Raw genomic sequence first — 22,271 nt, 5'->3', positions numbered from 1 at the left:
TAAAAACAAGAAAAACAACAAAAAAATAAAAAATGAAAAAACAGAAAACCAAAAACTGAAAAGAAAAAATGAAAAATAAGAAAAAGAAAAAAGAAGAAAAACCAAACCTCCCGGTCGAGCATAAACCCAGCCATACGAACCCGGCCGCAAACGGCAAAAAAGTTTTTGAAGATTGTCAAGGAACTTTTTTCAAAAAGTTCCTTGACCCGCCGGAGGCAGCCAAGCGGGAAACAGCCAGCAGGAGGCAGCCCAAAAGCCTATCCACGGGCCTCACGGACAATACGGCCCATAGCGGCGCGATAGTCCTCCATCTGTTTAGCCAGGCAGAACTGGTTACGGGCGCGGTCCAGGTTATGGCGGGGGTGGGTGGTACGGAAGTACACGTCGCCGTTGAGGTAATCGGTCAAAAACCGCACACCCACCTCGTAGGTCATGGCCCAGGCGCCGTCGGGCAGGGTGTCCAGTTCTTCTTCCGTAAGGGCAGCGCCGGCGGTGGAGAGGAACCCGCGGGTGTAAGCCCGGTACAGTTGCATATCAAAGCGGACCTTGCTCAAATCCGTTTCGTCCTCCGCGGCGGTAGAGGCCCCGGCCCGGATGGAATCCCCAAAGTCAAACGCCGTAAGGCCGGGCATCACGGTATCCAGGTCAATCACGCAAACCGCTTTTTTGGTGGTTTCGTCAAACAGGATGTTGCTCATCTTGGTGTCATTATGGGTAACGCGCAGGGGCAGCCGGCCCGCCGCCAGCAAGCCGGTAAGCAGCCCGGCGTCTTCCCGGCGGCTAAAGGCAAACTCCAGCTCGGCGGCCACCTCCTTCAACCGGCCTTTGGGGTCGGCGGCAGCAGCGGCCTCCAGTTGGGAAAGGCGCACCGGGGTGTTGTGGAAATCCTTGATGATCTCGTGGAGGGTGTCCGCCGGATACCCGTTGAGCATCGCCTGAAAGTCGCCAAAAGCCCGCCCTGCCTCAAAAAGCATATCCGGGCTGTCCGGGGTTTCAAAGGAAGAAGTAGCCTGCACATACAGGGTGCAGCGCCAGTAATTCCCTTCCTCATCCCGGTAGAAGGGGTCGCCCGCCCCGGTCAGCACCACCTGCAAGCTTTCCCGCTCCGGGTCGCCGCCGCGCTGCAAAATCTTTTCCCGCAAAAAGCGGGTGACGCCCAACATATTTTCCATAATATGCTCTGGATGCGGAAACACAAAGTGGTTGATGCGCTGCAACACATAGGTGCCGTCTACCAGGTAGGTGTCGTTGATGTGCCCGCCCAGCATATCGCGCAGGTCCGCGCTGGGGGAGAGGCTAAACGCCTGTAAAACCTGAGGGGGGATTTTTTTCTGCATGGGAATCGCTCCTAACAAAATGGATTAATTGGCAGGGCCAATGCGCTACCAGAAATGGGAACACGCCCTAGAACCGCAAAGTCGCCCGGAGGATCACCTCGCCGCCGGTGCCGGAAACCGTCAGGCTGCCGCTGTGGGCCAGCACGATCTCCGCGGTGTTGTCCAGCCCGTGGAGTTCGTCCTCCGCCTGGGGCGTGTCGTCAAACATCCAGGCCAGCAGGTCGGTAAGCTTCTTCCCCGCCGGATGAAAACGGGTTTTCTCCGGCAGGGCGCCGGTATAAAGCACCTCCAACCGCAAGGCGTCCTCCGCCGGGGTGGCGGTAAACCGCAGGCGGCGCTGGCCCTCAAAGGCCAGGGCGTCCCCGCAGGCACGGGTCAGCAGTTCGTTGACCATCACGCACAGCTCGGCGGTTTTCAGCGGCGCGTCGGCCTGGGCGGCATTGCTCTGAAAATCAATACCGTTCTGGGCCGCGTAGGCCGCTTTGGTGGCAATCACGGCATTCAGGTACGGGTTTTCGTGGTACGGGAACAGGATGGGGTTGTGCTGGGCGTTCCGCTTGATCATGTTGATGTAAACGGGGATCTTCTCCGGCTGCCCGTCCCGTATAAGCTGCTGGATGGTATCCAGCGCGTATTCGCCGTTTTTTTGGGCCGCCCGCACCTCCCGGATGTTGGCCAGCAGGTCCAGCATATCCCCCGACTCCATGGCGAGCATCCGCTTGCGCACAGCGGCGCTGACGTCCTGGGCCTGCCAGCGCCCGGCCTGGTATACGCTGCGAAAGCAAAAAACCAGCACGCAGTACAGCCCGGTAGCCAGCAGCAGCCGCCGGGTGGGGGTGCGTATACCAAATAGCCCGTCCAGCTTGCCCAGGCAAAGCAGGTATTGAAAGCCCATCAGCACCAGCATCCCGCCCAGGAACAGCGACGGGCCCCGCTGGCTGAACCGCTGCAAGGGCCGGTACAGGCACAGGCCCGTCAGCAGGTTGATAAGCAGCATGGCCAGCACCGAGAGGAACCCGCCCCAGGCCCCGGCAGGGGAAAAGGGCATAGCCCCCAAAAACAGGGGCACAAACAAAAGGGCATAGGCAAAATTGGTGATGCAAAGCGCCGCTACAAAACCCTTTTGCAGCAGGTTGTTGCTATGTAAAAACACAGAGGCCAGCAAAAACAGCCCGGTACCCACCGCGCAGGGCAACTGCCAGGGCAAATTCTCCCCGCTCAGCCGGCCGTCCAGCAGGGCGGCCGTCACCAGCGCCAGGATATACGTCCCCGCCATGCCGGCAAGGGTTGTCCAAATGCGGTAGCGGTCCTGGAGCAGGGTCAGGAACAGGCCGCAGACACAAATAAATACGATCGGGAAATAAACCATATGCGTCACGCTCCGTGGGCTTTGTAGCGGTAAAGTCAATTAAAAAACAAAAACAACAGGCAGCAGGGTACTACAGGGCACTACCTACTGCCTATTGTATCACACTTTTGGTTCCAATACCAGACCTAAATTAAAATATAGTGGTTTTACATGGAAAACAGCAGGCTTTTTGTCGGATGTAGCCAAAGGCTAACCCCGGTACATATCTGTAGAAAGGTACCGGTCGCCCCCGTCCGGCAGCAGGGCCACCACAACCTTCCCGGCGTTTTCCGGCAGCCTGGCCAGCCCCATAGCCGCAAACAGCGCCGCGCCGGAGGAAATGCCGCAAAGCACCCCCTCGGTCCGGCCCAGCAGGCGGCCGGCGGCAAAGGCGTCCTCGTCCGCCACCGGCACCACCCGGTCCACCACGCCCATGTCCAGCACTTGTGGCACAAAGCCCGCGCCAATGCCCTGTATCCGGTGGGGGCCGGGCCGGCCGCCGCCCAGCACCGGCGAGGCCGCCGGCTCCACCCCCACCACCTCTATCCGGGGGTTGCGGCTTTTCAAAAACCTGCCTGTCCCGGTGATGGTCCCCCCCGTACCAATGCCCGCCACAAATATATCCACCTGCCCGCCGGTGTCCGCCCAAATCTCCGGGCCGGTGGTGGCAAAGTGGGCGGCCGGGTTGGCAGGGTTCACAAACTGGCCGGGGATAAAGCTGCCCGGTATGCCGGCAGCCAGTTCCCTGGCCTTGTCGATGGCGCCCTGCATCCCCGCCTCCCCGTCCGAAAGCACCAGTTCCGCCCCGTAGGCGCCCATCAGCAGGCGGCGCTCCAGGCTCATGGTTTCGGGCATCACAATAATCACCCGGTAGCCCCTGGCCGCCCCCACGCTGCAAAGGCCAATGCCCGTGTTGCCGGAGGTGGGCTCAATGATCACCGAGCCGGGCCCAAGCAGCCCTTTTTCCTCCGCGTCGTCCAGCATGGCCTTCGCCACCCGGTCTTTCACGCTGCCGGCAGGGTTCAGGCCCTCCAGCTTTACCAGCAGGCGGGCGCAAAGGCCCTGTGCTTTCCCCAGCCGGGCCGTTTCCAGCAGCGGGGTATTGCCAATCAGTTCTTCGGCCGTGCCAAATCGTTTATGCAAAGGTATCGCCTCCCACAGGGTATAAAACCATCATACCACCCCCCGGCCATGCAGTCAAGGGGAATGTGCCGGCATAGGGCCAGGGGCCGTGCCCCATCCTGGCGAGGCGCGGCCCCTGGCGGTTCCGGCCCCTGGCCGGGAAAACGGTTTTACGGCCTGCCTGCCGGGCGGCGCCGTTCAGTGCCCACAGCCGCAGCCGCAGTCGGGCAGGTCCGTAGCCCTGGGCGGGAAGAACGCGTCCGTGGGGAAGTCGATGCGCCTGAACAGCTCACAGGGGTTGTCGGTGGTGGGCACGCATTCTTTTTCCGGCACGCAGAAGTCGTAGGTGGGTATCAGCATCTGTACGCTGCGCACAATCTGCACAATGGTGAAAAGCCCGATGGTGGCGTACACATGGTTGCGTTGGGGGGCCGTGTCAAAGTCCCCGCCATAGCGCTGGCAAATGCTTTCGGGAATACGGCAGTAGGGCTCGTTGCGGCAAGAGCAGTCGCACAGCTTGGCGGAAAGGGCCACCGGCTCGGCCACCTGCACCGTGGCCTTTGGCAGGGCCCGCACGCCGTCGTTGGGCTCCGGCTCATCCTGGCAGCCGCCGGATGTAAACACCTTCACATTGCCCTCGCTGCCGAACAGCACCACCTTTTTGTTGAATACCGACACACCGCTGACCGTCACCGGGCAGGCGGAAGGCCCGCCGAACAGTTCCACGGTCACGTCAAAGAAATAGGTCATATCCACCGAGTAAAAGCCCTTGTTAAAGGGGATGGGCTGTAGGTCGATGTACACGGTGATAACGCTCACGTCCTTGATGCGCACGTTGGTGGCGCTGTCTACCATCGGCTGTGCCGCCGCGGAGAACAGCACCCTTATGTCTTCCAAGCAGTCTTTATCGCTACAGCTATCGTAAATACGCATAGCGTCGATGCAGACGGCCTCTTTAAAACAGTCCCTGTTCTCAAACGCAGGGACGCCCTCATGTTCCGGCATATGATCTCCTCCTTTTGGGTTCTTAGTCCATTGTATGACGCGGGTGATATTTTGTGCGGCCTTAGGCTGCCGGGCCGGTAGCGTTGGGAAACGTCCAAAATAAAGCATTTATGTCGAAATTTCGGCCTCTGGCAGTGGAGAGTTGGCTACGCCAACTCTTGGGCTTTGATTCTCGGCTGACGCCTCGGTCGGCGACGGGAAATCGCCACTGGCGATTGTCGCCCCCTAAAAACCCCACCACCTTTGAAAAGGGCGAGGGCCACTGGGAGTGGCCGTCACGAGCCGACCGAACCGGCAGGTGAGAAGACGAAACTTTTACTATTTGTTCGCCGGAGCCTCGCTTTTAAACTCTTCACTTTGGACACACCCCCCCTAGGTGTTCCCCCTTGCCAAGCGCCCCTTTATCCGCTATAATAAAGGGAAAACAGGAAAGGGACGTGAACCGGATGGCATCCTCCAAATTTTTCAAAAGCAAAAAGATTTTTGACCATGTTACCCTGATCACCGGCCTTGGCTGGGAACAGAGCTACCTGATCGAAGGCCGGGACAAAGCCCTGCTCATCGACGGCCTGGCAGGCGTAGGCAGCCTGCGGGCCTTTGTGCGGGAGTTGACCGACCTGCCGGTAACGCTGGTCAACACCCACGGCCATGTAGACCACATCGGCGCAAACTTCGAGTACGGCCAGGCATACATCGCCCCGGACGACGTGGCCCTGATGTACCGGCACAGCGGCCAGGAAATGCGCCTGGACTTTGCCAAAAGCGGGGGGATGTTCGCCCCCCTGCCCGTAGAGCCCCGGCTGGACGACGTAACGGTGCCCGGCCCGGTCAAAACCCTGCCCCTCTATGACGGCACCCGGTTCGACCTGGGCGGCGTCTGCCTGGAAACCATTGCCGTCCCCGGCCATACCAAAGGCACCGTGGTGTTCCTGGACCGGGACCTGCGGGTGGTCTATTCGGGGGATGCCTGCAACCGCAACACCCTGGTCTATGGGGAGGAAAGCACCTCCATCGAGGCATACCGGGAGAGCCTTTTGCACTTTAAAAGCTACCAGCCCGCCTTTGACGCCCTCTGGGGTGGCCACGGCGGCGCCCCGGAGGACATTGCCATTATAGACAGCGCCATCGCCCTGTGTGACGAGATCATGGCCGGCACGGACGACAGCGTGGAGAGCGTAGGCTTTACCGGCCGGCCCTGCTGGTACGGCAAAGCGAAAAACGAACGTTTCCAGCGGCTGGACGGCGGCATTGCCAACATCGCCTATGCCAAAGACCGCATCTGGAAAAAGGACCTGGCCTGAGAAAAGCAGGTACACATATATAAGAAAAGAGGGATCAACATGAAAAACAGAAAACCCATGGCTTTGCTTTTGGCGGCCCTGCTGGCGCTGGCTGTGCTGGCCGGGGGCTGTTCCACCCCAAAGGGCGAGGGCGCCTTTACCGCCAAAACCCTGGACGGCGGCACCTTCACCCCAGAGGACCTGGCGGCCAAGGACCTGACCGCCATCAACTTCTGGGGCACCTACTGCGCCCCCTGCATCCAGGAGATGCCCGACCTGGCCGCCTTTGAAAAGGCCCTGCCGGACAATGTGCAGATGATCACCGTGTGTGTAGACGCCCAGTTCAACGAGGCAACCGCCAGCGCCCTGCTGGAACAGGCCGGCTACGAGGGTATCACCCTGGTCAGCGGGGACGAGGCATTTGACGGGCTGCTGGAAGGGGTCCAGGCAGTCCCCACCACCCTGTTCCTGGACTCCACCGGCAAGCAGGTGGGCACCCCCATAATCGGCGGCGGGTTCCAGGACTTTTCCGGCACCTTCCTGCAAGCCATGAACCAGGCCCTAACGGCCAGCGGAAAGGCGGAGATCAGCCTTGAAGAGTAAAACAGCCAACCGGGCCAATGGGGTAAATGGGGTAAATAGGGTAAATTTGGCCCGCTGGGGCCTGCTGGCCGCCGCGGCCCTGCTAATCCTGGCGGGCCTGCTGGGCGGGCAGCACATCCAGGTCATGCAAAAGGCGGTGCGCATATGCCTAGAATGCATCGGCATCGGGTAAGCAAGGGGGGCAAGCGGCGGCTGTCCTTCCAGCGCCGGGTGCAGTTGCTTTCCGCCGCGCTGGTCAACGGCTACGCCCTGGGCTTTCAAAAGGGGCGCATTTTCACCGGCGGCACAAAGGCCGTCTGTGTGCCGGTGCTCAACTGCTACTCCTGCCCCGGCGCGCTGGGGGCCTGCCCCATCGGGTCGCTGCAAGCGGGGCTGGGCGGCGGGCGGTTCCCCTTTTATGTGCTGGGCCTGCTGATGCTGTTCGGGGTGGTGCTGGGCCGGGTGGTGTGCGGGCTGCTGTGCCCCTTTGGCCTGGTGCAGGACCTGCTGTACAAAATCCCCTCGCCCAAGTGGGAAATCCCCCCCAAGCTGGACCGGCCCCTGCGCTGGCTGAAATACCTGGTGCTGCTGGTCCTGGTGATCCTGCTCCCGGCCTTTGCCCTTACCGGGGCCGGGGTCAGCGTCCCGGCCTTCTGCAAGTACCTCTGCCCCGCCGGCACCCTGGAAGGGGGCATCCCCCTGCTGCTGGCGGACCCGGCCCTGCGGCAGTTGGCCGGGCTGCTGTTCAGTTGGAAGGCCCTGGTATTGGCCCTGATCCTGGCAGCGTCCGTGTTTATCCGGCGGCCCTTCTGCCGGTACCTCTGCCCGCTGGGGGCCTTCTATGCCCTGTTCAACCGGTTCAGCTTTTTCCAAATGAAACTGGACCAGGGCAAGTGCGTAGGCTGCAAGCAGTGCGAGCGGGCCTGCCCCATGGCGGTATCAATCACCAAAACCCCCCGCAGCATCAACGGGCCGGAATGCATCCGCTGCGGCAAATGCAAGGCCGTGTGCCCCAAAGGGGCCATTTCCATGCAGCCGCCCGGCGCCCCCCGCGAAAAAACCCCGGCGGACCCCCCCGCCCCCGGTAATCCCCCGCGCGGCTGATCGCGCCCCCTCTCCATCCCCAAAAGCCCCCAGCAAAGCACACCTCCCCGTAAGCTTTCCTGTCATCCTTTTCCTCGCTCCTTTTCCCACCACCTCCTCCCAACCGGTAAGGCGGTTTCATCCTCCGCAAGGGTGTTCGGCAGATGGCAAGCAGCCCTCCTCCATACACATCCCAAATGGGGGAGAGGCCATACCCGCACCCCCCAGGAAGCCGCAACCCATTGGCACCCCTTCCCAACTAAAACCCACAACCCGAAAGGCCCGGCCCGGTAAAAACCGCACCCCCTCTCCATCAAAAAAAGCTCACAGGAATGCACGCCTCCCTGTAAGCTTTTTTGTGCACTTTTTTTGCCCTCTTCCTTGCCCATCGTCCACCTCAACTGAAAAGGAATTTTCCATAAAAAATCGCAATTTATTCCCTGAAAAGCGTGTGTTTCATACAATGCCGGCAAGCAGGCCCGCCCGACCCCCGTTTCCTATATGGGTGATAAGGGGTAAGTACCGTACGAGTATCCCCCCAATAGTTGCCACTAACCGGCCAAAGACCCGCCGATTAGTTGCAGCTAATTTGGCCCAAAATGCACCCCAATACCCCCTCCTGGAAGAAAAATGAGTAACACCCCCCACACCCAAAAGGCAAAACAGCATCCCCCCATAACGGTTTCCACCCCCCTTTTGGCAAGCCCCCGCAGGGTTTGCCCCCGCCATCCCGCCCTCACAAAAAGGGAGAAATATCACCCCCTTAACGGTTTTCGCCCCCTTTTTGGCAAAACCTCGTAGCTTTTTCCCCTTGCCGGTGGCGCACACTAAAGGCATAGCCATCCCCCTGCGGCGGCCCATTTTCACCATAAAACGAGGCATTTCCCGGAAAAATTTCCCCATTTTCCCTTGACAAGCCACCAAGATGATATTATAATAATATCATCAAGCAATCAAACCGGCACCATGAAAGGGGATACTTATGGACAACAACGAGATCACAGAGAAAATCGTCAACCGTTACCAGGAAAAACCCGCCAAAGCCCACAACGGCTTTGCGGCGCTGCTGGCCGTCCTGCTGGGCTTTGCGGCGGGCGTCGCCCTGCTGGTCCTGGGCATTGTAGAGCTGGTGCGCTATGCCGCCGAGATGGGCAGCGAGGATGCGGTAAACGCCCTGGGGATGGCCATGCTCTTTGGTGGCATTGCGCTGATGCTGCTAGCTGCGTTCCTCTGCATCGGCTTTAAGGTGCTCAACCCCAACGAGGCCCTGGTGCTGACCCTGTTTGGCAAATACTACGGCACCCTGAAAAACGACGGGTTTTACTGGACGAATATCTTCTGTTCCGGCATCAATCCCGGGGCCGAAAGCCGCTGGACCGGCAATTCGAACGGCAATTTCAGCTATGTGGGGGGCAGCAAAAAAATCAGCCTGAAAACCATGACCCTCAACAACGAAAAGCAGACCGTCAACGACCAGCGCGGCAACCCCATTATCATTGGTACCATTGTCATCTGGCGGATTGTAGACACCACAAAGGCCGTGTTCAACGTGCAGAATTACCGCACCTTCCTCTCCACCCAGTGCGATTCCGCCACCCGGAACATCGCCCGTATGTACCCCTACGACCTGTTCGATGAGGGGGATACCGACGAAACCACCTTGCGGGGCAGCAGCCAGGAAATCGCCGATATGATGCGCCAGGACCTGCAAAAGCGGGTGGCTATGGCCGGCCTGGAGATTCTGGAGGTGCGTATTACCCACCTGAGCTACGCCTCGGAGATTGCCGCGGCCATGCTCCAGCGCCAGCAGGCCGAGGCCATTGTGGCCGCCCGGAAGAAGATCGTGGAAGGGGCTGTGGGAATGGTGGAGATGGCCCTGGATCAACTGGGCCAAGATCAGGTGGTGCAGTTGGATGAGGAGCGCAAGGCGGCTATGGTCAGCAACCTGCTGGTGGTGCTTTGCGGCAGCAAGGACGCCCAGCCTGTGGTAAACAGCGGCTCGCTGTACTAAACGCCTATGGACGAGAAAAACGACAAGGCCAAAAAGCAGATCCTGTTGCGGATCTCGCCCAGTCTGTGGAAGGAACTGGCCCAGTGGGCCGAGGAGGACTTCCGCTCCATCAACGGCCAAATTGAATTCCTGCTGACCGAGTGCGTGCGCAAGCGGAAGAAAAAGCCGCCGGAAGGGGACGCTTAAGCCCCGTAAAAGCGGCCAAAAACCCGTAAGCAAGGGGCCCCTGGATTGCTTTGGCAAGCGGCCAGGGGCTTTTGGCCTGTCCCAGGGCGGGGAGCCGGCAGAGGGACTGGGTGTCCGGGTGCCCACTGGGAGAAAAGCAGAATTTAGCAAAACCCCATTGATTATTTCTCTTTTCTGTGATAGAATATAAGCCAGAATTGGTTCCTACAAATCTCAAAATTTCCTTATATTTTTGAAAGGAGCAAATCACAACATGACCAACAACAAAACCGTTCTGAACTGGCTGGAAGAAATGAAAGAGCTGGTTACGCCTGATCAGGTAGTGTGGATCGACGGCTCTGAGGAGCAGATCGAGGACCTGCGCCGCCAGGCTTGCGAAACCGGCGAAATGATCAAGCTGAACCAGGAGAAACTGCCTGACTGCTACTACCACCGCACCGCTGTAAATGACGTGGCCCGGGTTGAGGGGCGCACCTTCATCTGCTCCAAGAAGGAAGAGGATGCCGGCCCCACCAACCATTGGATGGATCCCGAAAAGGCTTACAAGATGCTGTTCGACATTGCACGGGGCAGCTATAAGGGCCGCACCATGTATGTCATCCCCTACTCCATGGGCCCTGTGGGTTCCCCCTTGGCCAAAATCGGCGTAGAGGTCACGGACTCTATCTACGTAGTACTGAATATGTCCATCATGACCCGCACCGGCAAGGCCGTGCTGGACGTGCTGGGCGACAGCACCGACTGGGTGAAGGGCCTGCACTGCAAGGTGGATATCGACGAGGAGAAACGCTATATCTGCCACTTCCCGGAGGACAACTATATCATCAGCGTCAACTCCGGCTACGGCGGGAACGTGCTGCTGGGCAAAAAGTGCTTTGCCCTGCGTATTGCGTCCTACCAGGCCAAGAATGAGGGCTGGATGGCCGAGCATATGCTGATTTTGGGCATCGAGAACCCCCAGGGCGAAGTGAAGTACGTCTGCGCCGCGTTCCCCTCTGCCTGCGGCAAAACCAACCTGGCCATGATGATCCCCCCCGAAGGCTACCGCGAGAAGGGCTACAAGGTCTGGACGGTGGGCGACGACATCAGTTGGATGCGCCAGGGCCCGGACGGCCGCCTGTACGCCATCAACCCGGAGAACGGGTTCTTCGGCGTGGCCCCCGGCACCAATATGAAGAGCAACCCCAACGCCCTGATCTCCACCCAGAAGGGCACCATTTTCACCAACGTGGGCCGCAACCTGGACGACAACACCGTATGGTGGGAGAGCCTGGACAAGAACCCCCCTGTCAATGCCCAGGAGTGGAAGGGCGCCGAGGTCAATGGCCCCGCGTTTATCGCCGAGGGCGGCAAGCTGGCCCATCCCAACAGCCGCTTTACCGCGCCCGCCAAGAACTGCCCCTGCATCAGCCCCGAATTTGACAAGGGCGAGGGCGTGCCTGTGTCTGCTATTATCTTTGGCGGCCGCCGCCCCGACACGGTGCCCCTGGTTTACCAGTCCCGTAGCTGGAACGCCGGCGTGTTTGTAGGCTCCATCACCGGCTCCGAAACCACTGCTGCCGCTGCCGGCGCTGTGGGCATAGTCCGCCGTGACCCCATGGCCATGCTGCCCTTCTGTGGCTACCATATGGGCGACTACTTCCAGCACTGGATTGAGATGGGCGAAAAGCTGGGCGACAAAGCCCCCAAGATCTTCAACGTCAACTGGTTCCGTACCGACGAGGACGGCCACTTCATTTGGCCCGGCTTTGGCGACAACTTCCGCGTAGTGGAGTGGATCATCAAGCGCTGCGAGGGCAAAGTGGACGCGGTGGAAACCCCCATCGGCTTTGTGCCTAAGGCGGAGGACATCAACCTGGAGGGCCTGGAGGACTTCTCCATCGATACCCTCAAGGGCATCCTCACGGTGGATAAGGCCGCCTGGGCCAAAGAGGCCGAGGGCATCGAGGAGTTCTACAAGCAGTTTGGCGACAAACTCCCCGCAGCCTTGAAAGAGCAGCTTGCTACCCTGAAGGCCAACTGCCAGTAAGCTGGTACCGGCCGCTTAAGGGGTTCTGCCCCAAACCGGCTATGTACGCCCGGTTTTAAGATAGGCAATTCAATCAGGCGGCCGGTTTTATACCGGCTGCCTTTCCTATTACCCATGTCCTACCCCTATGCAAGAAGGGCCGCCGGTTTCCCGGCAGCCCTTTTTTGTTGTGGTTTGTTAAGCGTACACCCGCACCTTAGCGCCCCACTTGGCGCCTTTCTGCCAGTCACGGAACTGGTTGTAGGTGATGTTCGTGATTTTGCCGTTTTCCTTGATAGAACCATTCGATGCGGTCGTGCTGAGGTTGCCGTTGATTATCTGGATGGTGCAGCGTACGTATTTATCTTCCACCAGCTTGCCGCCGGACAGGGTGTACAGGGTATAAGATTCCCCATAGCGGTAGTTTAGCCCGCCGGTTTCACCGTTTTTGGTATAGATGCACAGCTTGGTTTTCCCGTTGTCGTTAAAAGCGCCTACCGAGGCATTAGGGCCGCCGGCCAGGGCAAACAGGATTTTTTTCTCCAGCAGGCATTGCACGGTGCCGCCTCTGATGGTGTACACCGATACCACCTGGTGGTCAAAGAGGTTGTTGGGGTCACCATTGACAGGCATTTGGGTGGTGTAGCTTAGGATCAGCTCCTCCTTGCCGTCGCCGGTCAAGTCAGCATAGGTGGCGCGGTTGAGGCCTTTTTGATCATTGATTAAGCTGGTGATGGTTTTCTCGTAGCCGGTGCCGGTAAAGGACAGTTTGCTGATGCGGTGGACAAATGCTGCCAGGTGGGCACGGGTAACGGTGCCTTTGGGATCCAGTACAATCCTACCGTTGTTGGTGCTGCCGACAATAATGTTATTGGCAACACACCAGGCCATAGCCTCCCTGGCATAGCTGCTTACCTTATTGGCGTCAGGGAAAGTGCTGAGGGAAACTGTGGTGCGGCTGGCGCCCTTGTACAGCACGGCGTAGCGGTAGAACATGGCCGCAGCCTGTTCCCTGGTCACGTTGCCGTCAGGAGAAAACTTGTGATCCTCGGTGCCGTTGGCAACGCCCCGGCTGTCTGCCCAGGTGGCAAAGTACTTCGCGGTGGTTTTGGTGTTCACATCGCTGAATGGAAGGGAACTGCGCACGTGCTTAGCGTATTTCTGCATATTGTAAAGCGCCCCGGCCAGGGTGATCCGGCTGGCATAACGGTTGGGCTCAAAGCTGGTGCGGTAGCGGTATGTCATCAGGCTGTTGTCATACACATACTGCACGTCGTCGTAAAACCAGTCCGTGGGTTTCACGTCTTTAAAGGGCATGGTCTTAGCCGCCGCCCCTAGGGGCAGGTAGCCAACGCAAAGGCATAGGGCCAGCAACAGGGCCAGCACTCTCTTTTTCATGCTAAAAACTCCTTAAGATTATTCCCACCCCGGCCAATGGCTGGGGTTAAGGGCTTATTTACGGCTCCCAAAGCACCGCCCGGCCCGCCGTCAGGGAGGCTTTTGCGTCAATGAGCCGCTGGTTGCTACTACCCCGGAACAGCAGGTCTATATCCCGCTGGGCCTCCACAAAGGGGCCGTCGATGAGCAGGTCGGTTTCCTCCAACAGGGCGGCCACAGCCGGATCAGGGGAGGCAGCCAGTTCCTCAAAGGTGTAACCGGTGTACACGGCCACATCTTTGCCGGTGCCGTGCACCAGCCGGGCCAGTTCTGCCAGAGGTTCCGCCTGGCAAAAGGGCTCGCCCCCGCTCAGGGTAATGCCCTTTAGCAGTGGGTCCGCCTGGAACTGGGCGAAAATACCGGCGGTATCCATGGCACTGCCCCCTGCAAAGGGGTGGGTTTCCGGGTTATGGCAGCCCGGACAGTGGTGGGGGCAGCCTTGCACAAACACAGCATACCGTATGCCGGGCCCGTCAACAATCGATTCCCTAACGATACCGGCCACTTGCAGCGTCATGGGGCCACCTACTGCCAGGGCAGTTCCCGGCGGCCCTCAATCGGCTGTTCCAGCCGGTAGGTCAGGGGCGTCAGGGTGATGTAGCCGTCATTCAAACTGTTCCAGTCATCCGTATTGCCGGGGGTGATCTGCGGCGGGCGGCTGGGCGGGTAAAAGGCAGGCTGGCCGTTTTCGGTGATGCGCTGCTCATAGGGGCCCTGCCACTGGTTGTCGCCCAAAGCGGCCCAGCGCAGCCCCCGAATCTCTGTGAGCGGCAGGTCGGGCAGGTTGATGTTCAGCACCTGGTCAAAATCGTTTTCCAGATCCAGCAGGCCATATAGGCTAATAAAGGTTTCAATGGTCTGCTGATCGTCGGCCCCTATGGGGGTAGAAAGGGCAATGGCCTTTACCCCCAGCATGGCGGCCTCCAGCGCGGCGGCCACTGTGCCGGAATACAGCAGGTCAGAGGCCGCGTTGTGCCCCCGGTTAGGCCCGGAGATGACCAGATCCACCGGACCGGGGGCCAGGTTTAACAGGCCCAGGCGGGTACAGTCCGCCGGGGTGCCGGAAACCGCCCAGGCCGCCACCCCCAGGGGGTAATCGATACGGTGGGCAAAGATAGGCGCGCGCAGGGTAATGCCGTGGCCAATGGCGCTGCGGTTGCCGTCCGGGGCTACTACCGTAACCACATGGTTGCGTGAAAAAGCCGCAGCCAGCGCGTACAGGCTTGGCGAGGAGATCCCATCGTCGTTGACAAGTAGCAGGTTCATACGCGGGGCTCCTGACGCATAGAGTGCTTGACCCGGTCCCGCTCTTCCGCGCGCTTGGCATTGTTCCAGCGATCGATGGTACCTACCAGGTAGCCGGTGATACGGCGGATGCGCTCAAAGTCGCGCCCCTCGCCAACCATGATCTGATCGGTTCCGGTGATGTTCGCGTTCTTTTTGGATGTGTTTGACATAGTAGGTTCCTCCTAAAAATAGTATATTAAACTAAAAATATGTGAATTTCAGAGAAGTGGGAAAGCCCCAAACCAAACCCCTACAAAAGGTTTTTGGGCCCTTCAAAAATGGCGCAAAACTGACAGCCACCACCCTTTGGGTCAACTGATCAGGCTGGAATAGTCGGGCACATCATGGTATTTTTTCCGCAGTTCCTCCAGCTTTTCCAGGGGGACGCCTTCCCCGGCGCGGCGGCCGCAGCGGGGGCAGGTTTCGCCTATAATGCCATTATACCCGCATACCGGGTCCCGGTCCACCGGATGGTTCACCGAGCCGTACCCCACGCCCGCTTCCTTCATATAGCGGATCACACTCTCAAAAGCGTCGATATTCTTGCAGACATCCCCGTCCAGTTCCACGTAGCTGATATGCCCTGCGTTGGTCAGGGCATGGAAGGGGGCCTCTTTTTTGATCTTTTCAAAAGCCGTGATGGGGTAGTAGACCGGCACGTGGAAGGAGTTCGTGTAGTACTCCCGGTCAGTGACGCCTTCTATGACCCCGAACTTCTTCTTGTCCAGCCGGGTAAAGGTGCCGGAAAGCCCCTCGCCCGGGGTGGCCAACAGGGTGAAGTTCAACCCGGTTTCGGCGGAAAGCTTATCCATCCGTTCCCGCATATAGGTGATGATCTCCAGCCCCAGCCGGTAACTCTCCTCGCTTTCCCCGTGATGCTTGCCGGTAAGGGCTTTCAGGGTTTCCGCCAGGCCAATGAACCCTACGGACAGGGTACCGTGTTTCAGCACCTCTGCCACCGAGTCATCCCGGTCCAGTTTCTCCGAATCGATCCAGACCCCCTGGCCCATCAGGAAGGGGTAGTTATAGGCTTTTTTGCTGCATTGTATCTTAAAGCGGTGCAAAAGCTGCTCGACGCACAGGCCCATGCGCTCGTCCAGAATCTTATAGAATTTCTTCACATCCCCTTTTGCCTCAATGCCGATACGGGGCAGGTTGACAGAGGTAAAGCTTAAGTTGCCCCGGCCGCAGGTGGTTTCGTGGGTGCGGTCGTGCACATTGCCCATTACCCGGGTGCGGCAGCCCATGTAGGCGATCTCCGAGTCATAGTCGCCGGGCTTATAGTATTGCAGGTTAAAGGGCGCGTCAATAAAGCTGAAGTTGGGGAACAGCCGCTTGGCGGACACCTTCATGGCCAGCTTGAACAGGTCATAGTTGGGGTCATCCTCGTTGTAGTTGACCCCCTCCTTCACTTTGAAGATCTGTACCGGGAAGATGGGGGTTTCCCCGTCGCCCAAACCGGCCTCGGTGGCCAGCAGCAGGTTGCGTATCACCATGCGCCCCTGCTCGCTTGTATCCGTGCCGTAGTTTAGGGAGGAGAAGGGCACCTGGGCCCCTGCCCGGGAGTTCATGGTGTTCAGGTTATGTACCAGGGCCTCCATAGCCTGATAGGTGGCCTTGTCCGTTTCCCGCCAGGCGGTTTCTTTGGCATAGGCCGCAGCGTCGCAGGCCTCCTCCCAGGTCACTTCCTGAAAACCGCTTTCCCGCTGGTGCCGGGGTAAAAACTCTGCAAAGCGCTGCCCATAGGCGTCCACATTCTTCATGGTTACTTGTGTGTGCAAGGCCACTTTGGCGGCATCCACCATCGCCTCGGCCTGGCCGTGGGGCATTACCTTCATCAACTGTAAAAACTGGGTGAGGGCCTTGAAATACTCCTTATGGTAGGTCTTGTCCACCCCTTGGGCCATGGAGTAGTCAAAGTTGGGCACGCTCTGGCCCCCGTGCATCTCATTCTGGTTGGCCTGTATGGCGATACAGGCCAGCGCCGCGTAGCTGCGGATATCCTTCGGCTCCCGCAAATAGCCGTGGCCGGTAGAAAAGCCGTTTTTGAACAGCTTGATCAGGTCGATCTGGCAGCAGGTTTCGGTGAGGGTGTAGAAGTCCTTGTCGTGGATGTGGATATCCCCTTCCTCGTCCGCTTTGGTCAGATGGGGGGGGATAACATACTTATCGTAAAAGCTTTTAGCCCCCTCCGAGCCGTACTTCAGCATGGTACCCATGGCGGTGTCCGCGTTGATGTTGGCATTTTCCCGTTTCAGGTCCACGTCCTCCGCAGGGACAAAGGTGAGGGCCGAGTAGATCTTCACCAGTTCGTCGTCCATCTCCCGCAGCCGCTGGTGCTGGGCCCGGTAGAGGATGTAGGCTTTGGCCGTTTTGGCATAGTCAGCGGCAATCAGCTTTTCCTCCACAATATCTTGGGTCTGCTCCACCGTGGGGATAGCCTTCATTTTATCCAGCTCTGCCACAACCTGGGCCGTAAGGCCGTCCAGGTCCGCGTCGCTGAACCGCTCTGTGGCAATGCGGACATTGGCCTTGAAGATGGCCCCGCGAATTTTTGCCGGGTCAAACTTTACCTGTTCGCCATTGCGCTTGATAATTTTCTTTGGCATGATTTGACTGATGACTCCTCTCAAAATATAGTTTTCCATGTATAGTAAAGCCGTTTCCTGTAACCAGAGGCCCTGCCTCCGGGCCTGTTAGCCAGCCCTATTGTCCAGGCGACGGCGCATATTGCAATTTCGTATGAAAGAAAGCGAAATTCACAGAAAAAACCTTTTATCAAAAGCCAGCTAAATGTCCCCAATCAAAAAGGAGGAAGAAAAACAAAATTATAGAAGAAAAATCAAGAAAATTCCACCCTCAAAAACGGATAAATCTCCTTACAAAAAGCAGCCCGCTTACCCCCACACAAAAGTTTTTGAAGATTGTCAAGGGTATTTTTTCAAAAAGTCCCTTCATCCGCCGGAGGCAACTTCATAGATGCACCACAGGCACACAGGCAGCCATAAGCCAAGGGGGGCCTTTCTATTATAGGCCAAGTAGGCAATGTTGTCAATACCACATATTGTGTGTTTTGAAAATTCTGTTTCGAAGTGACCGCAAAATATGGGCGAAAATTTGAATGAAAAAAGGGGCTGCAAGCAGCCCCTTCAGGTGGATATTTCCAGTTTTTTCTAGGGAGATGGGGCGTTTAACGGCCTTCATCCTCGTGCCGGGTTATGGCGATACTCAACTCCCGCAGTTGCGCGTCAGACACTGTGCTGGGGGAGCCCATCATCACGTCCTGGGCACTCTGGTTCATGGGGAAGGCGATGACCTCGCGGATGTAGCTTTCGCCGGTAAGGAGCATGATCATGCGGTCCACGCCGGGGGCTGCGCCTGCGTGGGGCGGCGCGCCATAACAGAAAGCGTTATACATAGCCGGGAACTTGCCCCGCACGTCCTCCTCGGTCAGCCCGGCCAGTTGGAAAGCCTTTACCATGATCTCCGGGTCATAATTCCGCTCTGCGCCGGAGGCCAGCTCGTAGCCGTTGCACACCAGGTCATACTGGTGGGCCCGCAACTCCAGCGGATCCAGTTCACCGCGCTCAGCCTTTAGCAGGGCCTCCCGGCCGCCGTAGGGCATGGAGAAGGGGTTGTGGCCGAACTCCAACTTCCCGCTCTCCTCGCCGATCTCATACATGGGGAAGTCCACGATCCAGCAGAATTCATAGCGTTTTTCGTCCATGTGCGCCGGGCAGGCCGCACCCAGCAGCTTGCGGGCCACGCCGGCAGTTTTTTGGGCAGTGGATTTCTTGCCGGCGGCCAGCATTACCAGGGTGTTGGGCGTAAGGCCCATCTGGGCCACGACCTTCTCGGCCAAAGCCGGGCTGGCGTTGATGAATTTTGCAATGCCCCCGGCGATCTCACCCTTCTCGTCCAGCTTAAACCAGTAGGTTTTCTGGGCGGTCTGCACCTCTGTTTCGGCCACAACCTTGTCTATGGCCTTGCGGGTGAGGGTACAGTTGGATACAGGCACGGCCTTCACCACCGCGCCCTCAAAGGGCCCAAAGCCGCAGCCGGCCAGCAACTCCGTCACATCCTGTACCAGCAGGTCGATGCGCAGGTCAGGCTTGTCGCTGCCGTAGTCCTCCATGGCCTGCAAAAAGGGGATGCGCTTAAAGGGAGCCTTGGACACCTGCTGCCCATAGGTGCCGAACTTCTCAAAAATTGGTGGCAGGACCGCCTCTATAACAGCAAATACATCTTCCTGGCCGGCAAAGGCCATTTCCATGTCTAGCTGGTAGAAATCCCCGGGCGAACGGTCGCCCCGGGCGTCCTCGTCCCGGAAACAGGGGGCGATTTGGAAGTATTTATCAAACCCGGCGGCCATCAGCAGTTGCTTAAACTGCTGGGGCGCCTGCGGCAGGGCGTAGAATTTGCCGGGATGCTTGCGGGAGGGCACCAGGAAATCCCGTGCTCCTTCCGGGGAGGAGGCGGTCAAGATGGGGGTGTTGATCTCCATAAAGCCCTGTTCCTCCATGGCCCGGCGCAGGGCAGAAACCACCTGGCTGCGCAGCACGATGTTGGATTTTACACCGGGGTTGCGTAAATCCAGATAGCGGTACCGCAGCCGCTGGCTCTCGTCTGCGTCCCTGGAAAAGTTGATCTCAAAGGGCAGTTCATTGTAGTGGCAACGGCCCAACACCTCGATGGCGGCAGGGCTTATCTCAATGTCGCCGGTAGGCTGTTTGGGGTTTTTGTTGGTGCGCTCCCGCACCGTGCCGGTTACGGCGATGGTGGTTTCCTTGTTTAGCGCCTTTACCTGGGAAAGCAGTTCCGGGCTCTCCACCACCACCTGTGTGGTGCCGAAAAAGTCCCGCAGCACCAAAAAGGCAATGCCGCCGCCTACCTCCCGCAGGTTTTCCATCCATCCGGCCAGGGTCACGGTTTCCCCGGCGTTCTCCAAACGCAACTGGCCGCAGTTGTGGGTACGAAATTTTGACATGGGTCATCTCTCCTTAAGGTCTATGCCCGCCTTTGGCGGGCTTTCGGCGGCTGCGGCGTGCGAGCCTCCGGGTTGTTCAAAAATATGTATGCGCCCCGGCATGGGGGCAGGATATCTATCTCTCTATTTGGGCAATGCGGACACAAAAAGCCAGCATCTAAGCCAACGCACACGCTGCTGCCGTGCAGGGACGCAAGGGTTTGCCGGTGCTTAGCTACCTTTATGGTAAGGCGAATTCCAGGGAGTAAGCTGCGGGCATAGCCCTCAATTTAGCACCCAAGGCTGGGTGCTGGCAGCCGTGTAGCTGGCGGCAAAATTCTCGCCGATGCTGACTTCCTGGGTGCTGCCGTCTGCCATAAATTTTAGCTGGGCCCGGCCCTCTGCCAGTTCGGTATCGCCCAGCACCATGCTGAATTTTGCGCCGGTTTTCCCGGCATATTTCATCTGCGCCTTCAAGCCACGGCCGCAGATATCGCAGTCGGCGTAAATTCCGCATTGGTGCAGCGCGTTCACCAGCGTCAATGCCTTTAGCCGTGCCTCGTCGCCTACGGCCGCAATGTACACCTCGCACGGGGGAATGTCCCCAAAGGGGGCCTGCTGCTCCTCCAGCGCCAACATCAGCCGGTCCATGCCCATGCCAAAACCCAGTCCGGGTGTGGGCGCGCCGCCCATTTCCTCTACCAGGCCGTCGTAGCGCCCGCCGCCGCCCAGGGCAAAGCCCAGGCTTTTAGAGGGGAACTCGAACACGGTGCGGGTATAGTAGTCCAGGCCCCGCACCAGGCCGGGATCCAGGGTAAAGGGGATGCCCATAGCCGTTAGATAGGCCTGCACCTTGTCAAAGTGCTCCTGACAATCATCGCAGAGGTATGCGGTGATTTTGGGCGCGCCGGCGGCGATGGCCTGGCATTCCGGGCTTTTGCAGTCCAGGATGCGCATGGGGTTCCGATCCAGCCGGGACAGGCAGGTGGGGCAAAGCTTGTCCTTTTGGGCGGAAAAGTACGCTTTTAGCGCCTGGTGGTAGACTTTGCGGCAGGTAGGGCAGCCAATAGAATTCAACTGTAGGCCCACGTCTGCCAGGCCCAGCCGCCCAAAGGCCGACATGGCCATGGCAATCAGTTGGGCGTCGGCCATGGGCTCGGCGGCGCCAAATACCTCCACGCCAAAGGTGCGGAACTCCCGCATCCGCCCGGCCTGGGGCTTTTCGTAGCGGTAACAGGGGATATTATAGTACAATTTGACCGGATAACCGGCATTGTACAGGCCGTTTTCCAGCATGGCCCGTACGGCCCCGGCCGTGCCCTCCGGGCGCAGGGTGACGGAACGGCCGCCTTTGTCCGTAAAGGTGTACATCTGCTTTTCTACCACGTCGGTCACGTCGCCCATACCCCGCTGGAAGAGCTCGGTGTGCTCAAAAACGGGGGTGCGTATCTCGCCAAAGCCGTTTAATGTGGCCTCACTGATAAGGGCCTGCTCCACCTGCCGCCATTTGGCCGCCTGGGCGGGGGCCAGGTCCTGGGTGCCCTTGGGGGCTTTTGTTATCAATTCCATGGGTATCTTCCTTTAAGGCAGTAGTCTGGGGGTACACGCTAAAACAGCGGCACCCCTCTTTATTTGGGTATAATTGGCCCCGGTTAGCCGCATCTATCAAGGGGTTCTCAGGCAGGTAACAGGCGGATAGTGGGCCGGTATGGAGGCGGTCTTGGGCAGGTCTTGGGTGGGTCTTAAAAGGGCCTCCGGCGGGGGCGTTGGTTTTGCCTCCGGCGGGGGAGAGTCGGCGTAGTCAACTCTTGGGCGTTGATTCTCGGCTGCCGCCTCGGTCGGCGACAATCGCCATCTAAGGACCCCACCACCTTAATGCCTCCGGCGGCGGAGAGTTGGCTACGCCAACTCTTGGGCGTTGATTCTCGGCTGCCGCCTCGGTCGGCGACGGGAAATCGCCACTGGCGATTGTCGCCCCCTAAGAACCCCACCACCTTTGAAAAGGGCGAGGGCCACCGGGGGTGGCCGTCACGAGCCGACCGAACCGGCAGGTGAGACGACGAAACTTTTGTGTGTGCCTGTGGAGGCGCTGCCTGGAGCCGGCTGGTGGGATGGGGAAATTCTTTTTTGGGCTATGGACAGGCGGGCTTGTGCTGCGGGCGCTGTCCGGGGGTGGGGCAGGCTCAGGTTTTTACCAGGTCGCGCCAGTCCATGTCGCCCCGCTCCAGGCCGTGGATGAGCACCTCGGCGGTGGCGATGTTGGTGGCTACGGGGATGTTATGCATATCGCACAGCCGTAACAGGTTCAAAGCGCTGGGGTCATTGGACTGGGGGTTCAGCGGATCCCGAAAAAACAGGAGCAGGTCGATCTCGTCACAGGAAATGCGGGCCGCGATCTGCTGGTCGCCGCCCTGGGGGCCGCTGAGGAAACGTTGCAGCTTGAGCCCCGTGGCCTCGGAGATCATCTTGCCGGTGGTGCCGGTGCCGCACAGGGAGTGCCGGCTGAGTATCCCGCAGTAGGCTATACAGAACTGAACCATCAGCTCTTTTTTTGCGTCGTGCGCCGTTAATGCAATGTGCATAATAAACTCCTCCCAATGGTAAAAGATATATGATAAA

20 protein-coding genes are annotated in these 22,271 nt (G+C 58.9%); 8 read left to right on the top strand and 12 right to left on the bottom strand.

The window, feature by feature from the left end; all coding sequences use genetic code 11:
• Positions 1-257: 257 nt before the first annotated feature.
• From U8U01_RS11520 to U8U01_RS11505, 4 genes are all read right to left on the bottom strand, one after another.
• Positions 258-1,337: a phosphotransferase enzyme family protein gene (locus U8U01_RS11520; RefSeq protein WP_322174325.1), complete on the bottom strand. Its 1,080-nt coding sequence runs from the start codon at positions 1,335-1,337 to the stop codon at positions 258-260.
• Between the two features lie 67 nt (positions 1,338-1,404).
• Positions 1,405-2,706 carry a hypothetical protein gene (locus U8U01_RS11515; RefSeq protein ID WP_322174324.1) on the bottom strand — a complete coding sequence of 434 codons (1,302 nt, stop codon included), beginning with the start codon at positions 2,704-2,706 and terminating at the stop codon, positions 1,405-1,407.
• Between the two features lie 189 nt (positions 2,707-2,895).
• Entirely contained in the window at positions 2,896-3,828 is a 933-nt protein-coding gene (gene cysK, locus U8U01_RS11510) for a cysteine synthase A (protein WP_322174322.1), read from the bottom strand.
• 177 nt (positions 3,829-4,005) lie between these two features.
• Positions 4,006-4,812, bottom strand: coding sequence for a hypothetical protein (locus tag U8U01_RS11505; RefSeq protein WP_322174320.1), 807 nt, complete (start codon positions 4,810-4,812; stop codon positions 4,006-4,008).
• A 446-nt stretch (positions 4,813-5,258) separates the two neighbouring features.
• Between U8U01_RS11505 and U8U01_RS11500 the strand changes: the two genes are divergently transcribed.
• From U8U01_RS11500 to U8U01_RS11470, 7 genes are all read left to right on the top strand, one after another.
• Positions 5,259-6,113, top strand: a complete 855-nt coding sequence (locus U8U01_RS11500) for an MBL fold metallo-hydrolase (protein WP_322174391.1) — start codon at positions 5,259-5,261, stop codon at positions 6,111-6,113.
• 39 nt (positions 6,114-6,152) lie between these two features.
• Complete coding sequence (locus tag U8U01_RS11495) at positions 6,153-6,695, top strand: TlpA disulfide reductase family protein (RefSeq protein ID WP_322174318.1); 543 nt, start codon at positions 6,153-6,155, stop codon at positions 6,693-6,695.
• Positions 6,685-6,867, top strand: coding sequence for a CD1871A family CXXC motif-containing protein (locus tag U8U01_RS11490; RefSeq protein WP_322174316.1), 183 nt, complete (start codon positions 6,685-6,687; stop codon positions 6,865-6,867). The genes U8U01_RS11495 and U8U01_RS11490 overlap by 11 nt, the downstream gene beginning before the upstream one ends.
• Positions 6,840-7,778, top strand: coding sequence for a 4Fe-4S binding protein (locus U8U01_RS11485; RefSeq protein WP_322174314.1), 939 nt, complete (start codon positions 6,840-6,842; stop codon positions 7,776-7,778). Before U8U01_RS11490 ends, U8U01_RS11485 begins: the two co-directional genes overlap by 28 nt.
• Before the next feature lie 961 nt (positions 7,779-8,739).
• Positions 8,740-9,768 carry an SPFH domain-containing protein gene (locus U8U01_RS11480; protein WP_322174312.1) on the top strand — a complete coding sequence of 343 codons (1,029 nt, stop codon included), beginning with the start codon at positions 8,740-8,742 and terminating at the stop codon, positions 9,766-9,768.
• A 6-nt stretch (positions 9,769-9,774) separates the two neighbouring features.
• On the top strand, positions 9,775-9,954 hold the full coding sequence (locus U8U01_RS11475; protein ID WP_322174310.1) for a type II toxin-antitoxin system antitoxin: 180 nt from the start codon (positions 9,775-9,777) through the stop codon (positions 9,952-9,954).
• A 253-nt stretch (positions 9,955-10,207) separates the two neighbouring features.
• Positions 10,208-11,983, top strand: coding sequence for a phosphoenolpyruvate carboxykinase (GTP) (locus tag U8U01_RS11470; protein ID WP_322174308.1), 1,776 nt, complete (start codon positions 10,208-10,210; stop codon positions 11,981-11,983).
• Positions 11,984-12,160: 177 nt separating this feature from the next.
• Here U8U01_RS11470 and U8U01_RS11465 read toward each other — a convergent pair whose 3' ends face one another.
• The 5 genes from U8U01_RS11465 to U8U01_RS11445 form a co-directional block, all read right to left on the bottom strand.
• Entirely contained in the window at positions 12,161-13,360 is a 1,200-nt protein-coding gene (locus U8U01_RS11465) for an S-layer homology domain-containing protein (RefSeq protein WP_322174306.1), read from the bottom strand.
• Positions 13,361-13,418: 58 nt separating this feature from the next.
• Positions 13,419-13,916, bottom strand: coding sequence for an anaerobic ribonucleoside-triphosphate reductase activating protein (gene nrdG / locus U8U01_RS11460; protein ID WP_322174304.1), 498 nt, complete (start codon positions 13,914-13,916; stop codon positions 13,419-13,421).
• 8 nt (positions 13,917-13,924) lie between these two features.
• Complete coding sequence (surE, locus tag U8U01_RS11455) at positions 13,925-14,665, bottom strand: 5'/3'-nucleotidase SurE (protein WP_322174302.1); 741 nt, start codon at positions 14,663-14,665, stop codon at positions 13,925-13,927.
• Entirely contained in the window at positions 14,662-14,856 is a 195-nt protein-coding gene (gene nrdD, locus U8U01_RS11450; RefSeq protein ID WP_322174299.1) for an anaerobic ribonucleoside-triphosphate reductase, read from the bottom strand. Before nrdD ends, surE begins: the two co-directional genes overlap by 4 nt.
• 141 nt (positions 14,857-14,997) lie before the next feature.
• The gene (locus U8U01_RS11445) at positions 14,998-17,295 is read right to left on the bottom strand and encodes an anaerobic ribonucleoside triphosphate reductase (protein ID WP_322174297.1); all 2,298 of its coding nucleotides are present in this window, start codon (positions 17,293-17,295) and stop codon (positions 14,998-15,000) included.
• A gap of 184 nt (positions 17,296-17,479) precedes the next feature.
• On the opposite strand from U8U01_RS11445, the gene U8U01_RS11440 reads away from it, so the two are divergent.
• Positions 17,480-17,665: a hypothetical protein gene (locus U8U01_RS11440; protein WP_322174295.1), complete on the top strand. Its 186-nt coding sequence runs from the start codon at positions 17,480-17,482 to the stop codon at positions 17,663-17,665.
• 211 nt (positions 17,666-17,876) lie between these two features.
• Here U8U01_RS11440 and aspS read toward each other — a convergent pair whose 3' ends face one another.
• The 3 genes from aspS to U8U01_RS11425 form a co-directional block, all read right to left on the bottom strand.
• Positions 17,877-19,673 (bottom strand): aspartate--tRNA ligase, encoded by a 1,797-nt coding sequence (gene aspS / locus U8U01_RS11435; RefSeq protein WP_322174294.1) that lies wholly within the window; start codon positions 19,671-19,673, stop codon positions 17,877-17,879.
• A 264-nt stretch (positions 19,674-19,937) separates the two neighbouring features.
• Positions 19,938-21,221, bottom strand: a complete 1,284-nt coding sequence (gene hisS / locus U8U01_RS11430; protein WP_322174292.1) for a histidine--tRNA ligase — start codon at positions 21,219-21,221, stop codon at positions 19,938-19,940.
• Positions 21,222-21,835: 614 nt separating this feature from the next.
• A complete protein-coding gene (locus U8U01_RS11425; protein WP_322174290.1) occupies positions 21,836-22,234 on the bottom strand; it encodes a methylglyoxal synthase in 399 nt (132 codons plus the stop codon).
• Positions 22,235-22,271: the final 37 nt, after the last annotated feature.

The organism is Acutalibacter caecimuris (assembly GCF_034335085.1).
In the GTDB taxonomy this organism is placed as follows: Bacteria; Bacillota; Clostridia; order Oscillospirales; family Acutalibacteraceae; genus Acutalibacter; species Acutalibacter caecimuris.
Note: the sequence above shows the minus strand (reverse complement) of the source record. Positions and strands in the feature narration are given on the sequence as shown.

Coding starts and splice junctions, on each gene's coding strand:
- U8U01_RS11520 (WP_322174325.1), bottom strand. CDS start 1,337: ATGCAGAAAAAAATCCCCCCTCAGGTTTTACAGGCGTTTAGCCTCTCC.
- nrdG (WP_322174304.1), bottom strand. CDS start 13,916: ATGACGCTGCAAGTGGCCGGTATCGTTAGGGAATCGATTGTTGACGGG.
- U8U01_RS11475 (WP_322174310.1), top strand. CDS start 9,775: ATGGACGAGAAAAACGACAAGGCCAAAAAGCAGATCCTGTTGCGGATC.
- U8U01_RS11495 (WP_322174318.1), top strand. CDS start 6,153: ATGAAAAACAGAAAACCCATGGCTTTGCTTTTGGCGGCCCTGCTGGCG.
- U8U01_RS11425 (WP_322174290.1), bottom strand. CDS start 22,234: ATGCACATTGCATTAACGGCGCACGACGCAAAAAAAGAGCTGATGGTT.
- U8U01_RS11470 (WP_322174308.1), top strand. CDS start 10,208: ATGACCAACAACAAAACCGTTCTGAACTGGCTGGAAGAAATGAAAGAG.
- U8U01_RS11480 (WP_322174312.1), top strand. CDS start 8,740: ATGGACAACAACGAGATCACAGAGAAAATCGTCAACCGTTACCAGGAA.
- U8U01_RS11485 (WP_322174314.1), top strand. CDS start 6,840: ATGCCTAGAATGCATCGGCATCGGGTAAGCAAGGGGGGCAAGCGGCGG.
- U8U01_RS11440 (WP_322174295.1), top strand. CDS start 17,480: ATGTCCCCAATCAAAAAGGAGGAAGAAAAACAAAATTATAGAAGAAAA.
- U8U01_RS11465 (WP_322174306.1), bottom strand. CDS start 13,360: ATGAAAAAGAGAGTGCTGGCCCTGTTGCTGGCCCTATGCCTTTGCGTT.
- U8U01_RS11515 (WP_322174324.1), bottom strand. CDS start 2,706: ATGGTTTATTTCCCGATCGTATTTATTTGTGTCTGCGGCCTGTTCCTG.
- U8U01_RS11445 (WP_322174297.1), bottom strand. CDS start 17,295: ATGCCAAAGAAAATTATCAAGCGCAATGGCGAACAGGTAAAGTTTGAC.
- nrdD (WP_322174299.1), bottom strand. CDS start 14,856: ATGTCAAACACATCCAAAAAGAACGCGAACATCACCGGAACCGATCAG.
- aspS (WP_322174294.1), bottom strand. CDS start 19,673: ATGTCAAAATTTCGTACCCACAACTGCGGCCAGTTGCGTTTGGAGAAC.
- U8U01_RS11505 (WP_322174320.1), bottom strand. CDS start 4,812: ATGCCGGAACATGAGGGCGTCCCTGCGTTTGAGAACAGGGACTGTTTT.
- surE (WP_322174302.1), bottom strand. CDS start 14,665: ATGAACCTGCTACTTGTCAACGACGATGGGATCTCCTCGCCAAGCCTG.
- U8U01_RS11500 (WP_322174391.1), top strand. CDS start 5,259: ATGGCATCCTCCAAATTTTTCAAAAGCAAAAAGATTTTTGACCATGTT.
- hisS (WP_322174292.1), bottom strand. CDS start 21,221: ATGGAATTGATAACAAAAGCCCCCAAGGGCACCCAGGACCTGGCCCCC.